The sequence below is a fragment of the Corallococcus sp. AB049A genome, from assembly GCF_003668885.1.
Classification (GTDB): Bacteria; Myxococcota; Myxococcia; order Myxococcales; family Myxococcaceae; genus Corallococcus; species Corallococcus interemptor.
This window is the reverse complement of record NZ_RAWL01000597.1, coordinates 1-4167: the sequence shown is the minus strand read 5'-3', so window position 1 is coordinate 4167 and position 4167 is coordinate 1. Positions and strand designations below refer to the sequence as shown.

Genomic DNA, 4167 nt, shown 5'->3' with positions numbered 1-4167 from the left:
GGCTTGTCCGGCGTGTGAAGGCTGCTACAAGGGCGCGTTCTCCCGAGGCGCCCCGTGCCTCCGTCCCCCGAGGCTCCGATGGAATTCTCCGCGCTCGCGCTGTCGCCCCCGCTGCTCCAGGTGCTGGAGGAGCTGGAGTTCAAGACCGCCACCCCCATCCAGGCGCAGAGCATCCCGGTGCTCTTGCAGGGAAAAGACCTGGTGGGCCAGGCGCGCACGGGCAGCGGGAAGACGGCGGCGTTCGCGCTGCCCATCCTGCAGAAGGTGAAGCTCACGCAGGACCGGCGGCTCCAGGCGCTGGTGCTCTGCCCCACGCGCGAGCTGTGCGCGCAGGTGGCCGGAGAGATCCGCCGGCTGGCGCGGCGGATGCCGGGCGTGCAGGTGCTGGCGCTCGCGGGAGGCTCGCCCATCCGGCCGCAGGTGGAGGCGCTGGAGAAGGGCGCGCACATCGGCGTGGGGACGCCGGGGCGCATCATCGACCTGCTGGACCGCGAGGTGCTGGACACGCGGCACCTGGCCACGGTGGTGCTGGATGAAGCGGACCGGATGCTGGACATGGGCTTCCGGGAGGACATGGAGCGGGTGCTCGGGGCGACGCCCGCGAAGCGCCAGACGGTGCTCTTCTCCGCGACCTTCCCGGACGACATCGAGAAGCTGAGCCGCGCGTTCCAGAAGGACCCGGTGCGGGTGTCGCTGGCGCAGGAGGAGGCCGCGCCGGACATCCAGCAGGTGGCCTACGCCTGCCAGCCGGAGGAGAAGCAGTCGCTGCTCTTGCGGCTGTTGCGCCAGCACCAGCCGGCCTCCGCCATCGTGTTCTGCAACTTCAAGGCGGTGGTGGTGGAGCTGACGCGGGCCCTGGTGCAGGCGGGCGTGAGCGCGGACGGCTTGCAGGGAGACCTGGAGCAGTTCGACCGGGACCGGGTGATGGCGAAGTTCCGCAATCACAGCACGCGCGTGCTGGTGGCCACGGACGTGGCGGGCCGGGGCATCGACGTGGAGGCGCTGGACGCGGTGGTGAACTACGAGCTGCCGCAGCAGCCGGAAGCGTACGTGCATCGCATCGGCCGCACGGGGCGCGCGGGGCGGCGGGGGCTGGCGCTGTCGCTGGTGACGCGCTCGGACAGCCGCAAGGTGGAGGACATCGAGGCGACGACGGGCGTGAAGCTGGAGAAGGGAGACGTGGACGCGCTGGTGCCGGAGAACGTGCCGGGCGTGTCACTCATCTCTGGCTGGGAGACGCTGTCCATCTCCGCGGGGCGCAAGGACAAGATGCGGCCCGGGGACATCCTGGGCGCGCTGACGGGTGAGGCAGGCGGACTGAAGGCGGAGGACGTGGGCAAGATTGAGATCCACGACCATCACGCCTTCGTCGCCGTCTCCAAGCGCGTGGTGAAGGTCGCGTTCCAGCGGCTGAGCGAAGGCCGCATCAAGGGCCGCAAGCACCGCATCGAACGGGTGCGGTAGGGAACTACCAATCTGCTGCAAGATTAGTAGTAGATTGGTAGTTCAAGCCCATGCGACTCCCTGCGACGCCTCCTGACCTCCATGCGTTTGTCCAGCGGGTGGCTCAGGAGGGAACGGAGAGGCTTGTCGCTCTGCTGGAGCGCAAGCCGATAGGGCCGGAGGTGGACGGCCGCTACCTCCACTGGGATGAGCTTCGCCGTCATCCCGTCCCCGAGGGTATGACGCATGACGAGTGGTGGTACCGGCTCAAGACTGCTCGCGCCGCGCTTGGCTCCGATGTGCCGCTCCTCGACAAGGCAGGACGACCGTTTTCGTTCGTCCGCCCGAACGGCCTCCTATCCGGCCTGCACCAGATTGATTGGCAGCTTGGGAAGGGGCTGGAGCTGGCTGACCCTCAACTGGCCAATCCAGCTGTCCGGGATCGATACATCGTCGAATCGCTGATGGAGGAAGCCATCACTTCCAGTCAGCTGGAAGGGGCCTCCACGACGCGAAAGGTCGCGAAGCAGATGCTGGAGCAGGGACGTCCGCCTCGGACCAAGGACGAGCGGATGATCTTCAACAACTTCCAGGCGATGGAGTTGATGCGCCGGAATGCTCATGTCCCGCTGACGACGTCGCTGCTCCTGGAGCTTCACGAAACCATCACGCGTGACACGCTTGAGCCTGGCGAAGAGGGGCGCTTGCGGCGCGGCGATGAGCCCGTCACGGTCCAGGACCGGGCGAGTGGAGAGACCCTCCATGTCCCCCCTGACGCTCGTGAACTGCCCGGGCGATTGCGGCAGCTCTGTGCTTTCGCGAATGACTCCGGAGGGGCGGTCTTCATCCATCCAGTCGTACGCGCCATCGTGATCCACTTCATGCTCGCCTACGACCATCCCTTCGTGGATGGCAACGGGCGCACCGCGCGGGCCCTCTTCTACTGGAGCATGATCCGGCAGGGGTATTGGATCGCGGAGTTCCTCTCCATCTCGCGGATCATCCAGCGAGCCCAGATGCAATACAGCCGGGCGTTCCTGTTCACGGAGACGGACCACGGAGACCTCACCTACTTCCTCTTGCATCAGCTGGAGGTCATTCAACGCGCGACCGATGACCTCTACGCGTATCTGGAGCGGAAGGGGCGGGAAGCCAGGCAGGTGGATCTACTTCTCAAGGAAGGATCGGTTCTGAATCATCGGCAGCGAGAGCTGCTGGCGCACGCCCTCCACCATCCGGATGCCAGCTATGACATCCAGTCGCACCGGCGTCGGCACGGAGTCGTCTATCAAACCGCCCGGCAGGACCTGCTCGACCTTGAAGCCGCGGGGCTCTTGAAGAGGGACCAGGTCGGACGGGCCTTCTCCTTCTCTCCCGTGAGCAACCTCGAGAGGCGGCTCAAGAAGTACAAGCCCTGAAGCGGCTTACCCCTGCACGCTCTTGCGCTCGGTCGCGACCGGCGCCTGCGTGTGCTTCGCCAGCGCCTCCATGATCTGCCCGGCCTTCCAGCCTGGGTCCAACACGGGGCAGAAGTAGCCCGGACCCGCGCGCTCCCTCACGGCCCAGGCGAAGAAGTCCCGGGCCACGGTGTGGACCTCTTCCGGCAGGAAGAGCGCCGCGACGTCGTACTCCGTGAAGCGCAGCAGGCCCGGGACGCGCCACTCGCGCTCCCAGTCGAAGCGGTAGCTGTAGGGCGCGTTGTGCGCGTCACCCTGGATGTCCACGAAGGGCGTCACCGCCCAAACGGGTTCCTTCTGCGGCTCCTTCGCCGCCAGGGCCTGATCCAACTGGTGCTTCATCGCCAGGTGCGCCGGTGAGCCGTACTGGACGTACCAGACCGGACCTCCGCCCTGCGACAGGATGAAGCTCTTGCGGAAGGCGATGCCGTACAGGCTCCGGCGCTGCACCAGCCTCGCGAGCTGATCCAACGGGATCTCGCTGAAGCACACCGAGCGGTGCAGGTTCGCCACCGCCGCTTCCCGCCGCGCGATGCCAAACCCCTCCGCGCCCGGGATGAGCGTGCGCGCCCCCAGGATGCTCATCATGTTCTGGTAGGCGTCGTGGTACGGGGGCCCGGGCTTCGTGAAGTGCACCACGAAGTCAGACATGTCCCGCCACTGCGCATTCGCCTGATACCCGAGCATCGCCTCGCGAGTCTTCCGGCCTGCTCCCTCCTTCGCAACACGACGTGCTGGGTTGTCCCCAGGCCTGCCCGCCCTCCTGACGTGCGAAAGCACTACGGCAGGCGGACGGGCGCTGGCTCCCTCGGCCGCGACAATCGCATCAGCGCCAGCCCCGCGAGCACCGCCACCGACGCGACCGCCGCCTCCCGGGCGCTCGCGCCAAAGGCCACCAGCGTCAGGCCCAGCACCAGCGTGGGCACCGCCAGCAGCGCGTGCACCGGCCGCAGGTTCCGCTCCCGCCGCAGCGACAGCACCGCGAGCGCCGCCGCCGTGACTCCAAATTGCATCAGCACCGCGATGGCGGACAGCGCGAAGAGCTCCGACAAATCTCCCAGGTTCACGAACCCCAGCACCAGCGCCCACGTCACCGCGAGCGCCCGCATGGGCACGCCCGACGCCGACATGCGCTCCAGCCCGAACAGCGAGCGCTCCCCGGCGGCCAGCGCGGACAGGTAGCGCGGCGTCGTCACCATCATCCCCACGCAGATGCCCAGCGCGGACACGCTCGTGCCCGCGCCCACCAGCCGCTCCAGCCCCGCGC

The 4167-nt window shown here is 67.7% G+C and carries 3 protein-coding genes and 1 pseudogene; 2 read left to right on the top strand and 2 right to left on the bottom strand.

The window, feature by feature from the left end; translation table 11 throughout:
- The first annotated feature begins 78 nt into the window (after positions 1 to 78).
- Positions 79 to 1464, top strand: coding sequence for an ATP-dependent RNA helicase DbpA (dbpA, locus tag D7X55_RS36845; RefSeq protein ID WP_120548602.1), 1386 nt, complete (start codon positions 79 to 81; stop codon positions 1462 to 1464).
- 50 nt (positions 1465 to 1514) lie between these two features.
- Positions 1515 to 2861 carry a Fic family protein gene (locus D7X55_RS36840; RefSeq protein WP_120548601.1) on the top strand — a complete coding sequence of 449 codons (1347 nt, stop codon included), beginning with the start codon at positions 1515 to 1517 and terminating at the stop codon, positions 2859 to 2861.
- A gap of 6 nt (positions 2862 to 2867) precedes the next feature.
- On the opposite strand, the gene D7X55_RS36835 is transcribed toward D7X55_RS36840, so the two are convergent.
- Positions 2868 to 3551 carry an abortive infection system antitoxin AbiGi family protein gene (locus tag D7X55_RS36835; protein WP_233610292.1) on the bottom strand — a complete coding sequence of 228 codons (684 nt, stop codon included), beginning with the start codon at positions 3549 to 3551 and terminating at the stop codon, positions 2868 to 2870.
- A gap of 128 nt (positions 3552 to 3679) precedes the next feature.
- Positions 3680 to 4167, bottom strand: a pseudogene (locus tag D7X55_RS36830) (APC family permease); the annotation flags it as partial.

Bases quoted from the DNA above. Each gene is read 5' to 3' on its own strand.
- D7X55_RS36835 (WP_233610292.1), bottom strand. From the start codon at position 3,551: ATGTCTGACTTCGTGGTGCACTTCACGAAGCCCGGGCCCCCGTACCAC.
- dbpA (WP_120548602.1), top strand. From the start codon at position 79: ATGGAATTCTCCGCGCTCGCGCTGTCGCCCCCGCTGCTCCAGGTGCTG.
- D7X55_RS36840 (WP_120548601.1), top strand. From the start codon at position 1,515: ATGCGACTCCCTGCGACGCCTCCTGACCTCCATGCGTTTGTCCAGCGG.